This window comes from Pigmentiphaga sp. (genome assembly GCF_019689535.1).
Lineage (GTDB): Bacteria > Pseudomonadota > Gammaproteobacteria > Burkholderiales > Burkholderiaceae_B > Pigmentiphaga.
In genome coordinates this window covers 1-3143 of record NZ_JADGHH010000290.1, presented here as the reverse complement: position 1 = coordinate 3143, position 3143 = coordinate 1, and the positions used below count along the sequence as shown (strand labels likewise).

The 3143-nt window shown below is 67.6% G+C and carries 2 protein-coding genes and 1 pseudogene; all 3 read left to right on the top strand.

What is annotated here, in order from left to right; translation table 11 throughout:
- Positions 1-329: pseudogene (locus IRZ12_RS16785) on the top strand (hypothetical protein); the annotation flags it as partial.
- A gap of 3 nt (positions 330-332) precedes the next feature.
- Positions 333-2615: a CHASE2 domain-containing protein gene (locus IRZ12_RS16780; protein ID WP_296470985.1), complete on the top strand. Its 2283-nt coding sequence runs from the start codon at positions 333-335 to the stop codon at positions 2613-2615.
- A gap of 155 nt (positions 2616-2770) precedes the next feature.
- Positions 2771-3143: MFS transporter (locus IRZ12_RS16775; RefSeq protein WP_296470980.1), on the top strand; the 373-nt coding region annotated here is incomplete at its 3' end.

The window sequence follows — 3143 nt, the reverse complement described above, 5'->3', positions numbered from 1 at the left end:
GGCTGCCGGCCGGCAATAACGTTGCCCTGGAACAGGATGGTGACCGCCTGACCCTGGCCTGGGACGGCGAACCCGGCCAGCGCTATTGGGTGCAGGTCTCGGGCGATCCGAATTTCGCAACGATCGCGGCTGAGCAAAGAACCTCGGAGCGCCAATGGGCGGTCGAGGGCCTGCCGGCAGGCGAGTATTTCCTGCGGATACAGGCCACGGACAGTGACGGTTTCGTCCGGGAGTTCACCCGCCCGCAGCGTTTCCGCATCAACAACTTCATCCGCACCGGCGCCGGTCCCCTGCGTTCGGGCGACGGCCAGGAAGTCCGGCCGCAATAAGGCATGGACCGTCTTCTGGGCCGTCGGTTCGCCAGGGTGCTTGCCGTCGCCGTCGGACTGTGCCTGGCGGCGCTCCTGGCGTGGCAGGGGGGCCTGGGGCGCGTGGATGGCTCGCTGTATGACTGGATCAGCCGGTTTGGCGCACGCGATCCCCGGCCGGACGTGGTCGTGGTGGCGATCGACGAACGCAGCCTGGCACAAGTGGGGCGCTGGCCTTGGCCCAGGGATCAGCAGATCGATTTGATCGAGCGCATCGCCGCCCAATCGCCCGCGGCGGTCGGGCTGGACCTGCTGCTTTCCGAGCCGTCTTCCGATCCGCTGGTCGACCAGCGTCTGGCAGAGGCGTTTCGCCGCAGTGGCAACATCGTGCTGCCGTTTTTCACTGCGCAGGCGGGAACGGGGAAGGTGCAAGCCATGCTGCCCGTTCCGCCGCTTGCGGCCGCTGCCCACCGGTTGGGGCACGTTTCCATCGATCCGGACGCCGACGGCGTCGTCCGTAGCGTTTACTTGCGCGAGGGCCCGCATGGGCAGATGTGGGAGCATTTCGCGGTGGCGCTATTGCGTACGGCCGGTGCGCCGGTGCCCGACCCGCTTCCCGGCAATCGCGCGCCGCCGCGGCTGCCTTCCGAGGCGGCTGGCGATTGGCGGCGCGACCACTGGGTGCACGTCGCCTATGCGGGGCCGGCGGGGACGTATCGCACCTTGTCTGCGGCGGACGTGCTGGCGGGCCGGGTGCCTGACGATACCTTGCGCGACCGCATCGTGCTGATCGGGGCCACGGCGACCGGGCTGGGGGACGTATATCCGACGCCGTGGTCGGGGCGGCACCGCTTCATGCCGGGAGTCGAGATTTCGGCCAACGTCATCGACAACCTGCTCTCGGGAGAGACGCGGGCCGTCATGGCGCAGTGGCTCGCCATGACGCTGTCCGTCCTGCTGGTGGCGGCCGTACTGCCTGCGCTATGGCTGCTGGCCCCGGGTTGGGCCTTGGCTGCGTCGGCGGCGGGCGTTGCGGCGACCGTCACCGTGAGCGGGGTGCTGCTGCTGGGCCAAGGCGTGTGGTTCCCCCCGGGGGCGGCGGCATTGTCGATCGTTGCCTTTTATGTGACCTGGAACTGGCGGCGGCTGGAGCGCGCCGCGACCTATCTCGTGGATGAGCTCCGGCGGTTGCGTCGCCACGGTGCGGTGGACGAACCGCCTTCGCCCGGCGGAGGGGATTTGATAGACCGGCGCATCCGGAACCTGGCCCATGCCACCGGTCGCCTGCTCGATGCGCAGGCTTTCATGTCATCAGTGATCGAGAGCCTGCCGGATGCCGTGCTGGCCGTCGGCCAGGACGGCCGGGTGCTGTTGTCCAACCAGGCGGCAACGACGCGTTTCGGCACAGCAGCGGGCAAGGGGGCCGAGATGTCGGGCCTGTTGGAGGGTTGGGCCCTGGTTGGAGGAGGGGCCTTGACCTGGCCGCCTTCCGTCGAGGCCGGCCGCTTCGCAGAGTGCCGTGACCCTTCAGGCAGGGCTTTCCTTTTCGAATATGCACCTTGCGCGGGGTTGGGTGAGGGCGATGCGGCATGGATCGCGACACTGGTAGATATCTCGGCGTTGCGCGAGGCTGAGCGCAAGCGTGACCAAGCCTGGCGATTCCTGTCGCACGACATCCGCTCGCCGCAGGCAGCCATCCTGGCGCTGCTGGACCTGCACGAAAACGATCCTGATGAACTGTCCCGCGACGAGCTGCTCGCCCGCATCCGGCGCTACGTGCTTCGGACCCAATCCCTGGCCGAATCCTTCGTCGAGTTGGCGCGCCTGGCTACTGCGCCTGTGCAGGAGGAGCTGCTGGACGGCGCCGATGTGCTGCTCGATGCGGCCGATGAGTGCTGGAGTCTCGCGCAGGCCAAGGACATCGCGCTGCGGACCGATTTGCCGGACGGTGCGGCCCCGTTGCGAGGCGAGCGCAGCTTGCTCGTGCGGGCACTCGTGAATCTGATCAACAACGCGGTCAAATTCAGTTCACCCGGCAGTCCCGTGGAATGTCGCTTGTTCTCGCAGGACGGCAACTGGTGCTTGGCGGTGAAGGACCGCGGGCCAGGCATTGCGCCTGAGGAGCAGGCACGGCTGTTCCAGGAGTTCTCGCGCGTGGGTGGCGCTTCGGCGGGAGAGCCGGGCTTCGGGCTGGGGCTGGCCTTCGTGAAGGCAGTGGCGGAGCGGCACCACGGCCGCGTCGAATGCGATAGCGAACCGGGCCGGGGCAGCGAGTTCCGCATCGTCCTGCCCGCGGCCTCCCCATAGGCCAGCACGCCACTTGCCAGGTGGGGCGCGGCGGCGCGATGGTATCATCCCCGCCGATACTGCAACGGTTGTCGCAAGCGTCGACGTCATTCGATGCGTTGAAAGTCGCTCCGAGGTCCGCCGGGCCGGTGCGTATCGCTTATCGACGCTCGACGATGAACAACGCCTCCCCGGAATTTTCCTCCCTATCCTCGACGCAAGCGGCGCAACGCCTTCTACCACTGGTAGCCATCGTCTTGACGGGATTCTTGGCCGTAGGCCTGCCTTTGCCTGCGCTGCCCCTGTACGTCAATGGCAGGCTCGGATTTTCTCCCTTGGTCGTGGGATGGGTCATCGGCTTGCAGCCGCTGGCAACGATCCTCACGCGCAAGTTCGCCGGCGCTTATGTCGATCGGCATGGACCTCGCCAGGCGGTGATGCTGGGACTGCCGATGGCGATGGGCGCGGGTTCCCTCTACGCAGCGTCAGCGCTGATTCCGCATCCCACGGCGTCCCTCGGGGCGCTCGTGGTCGGTCGTGTCCTCATGG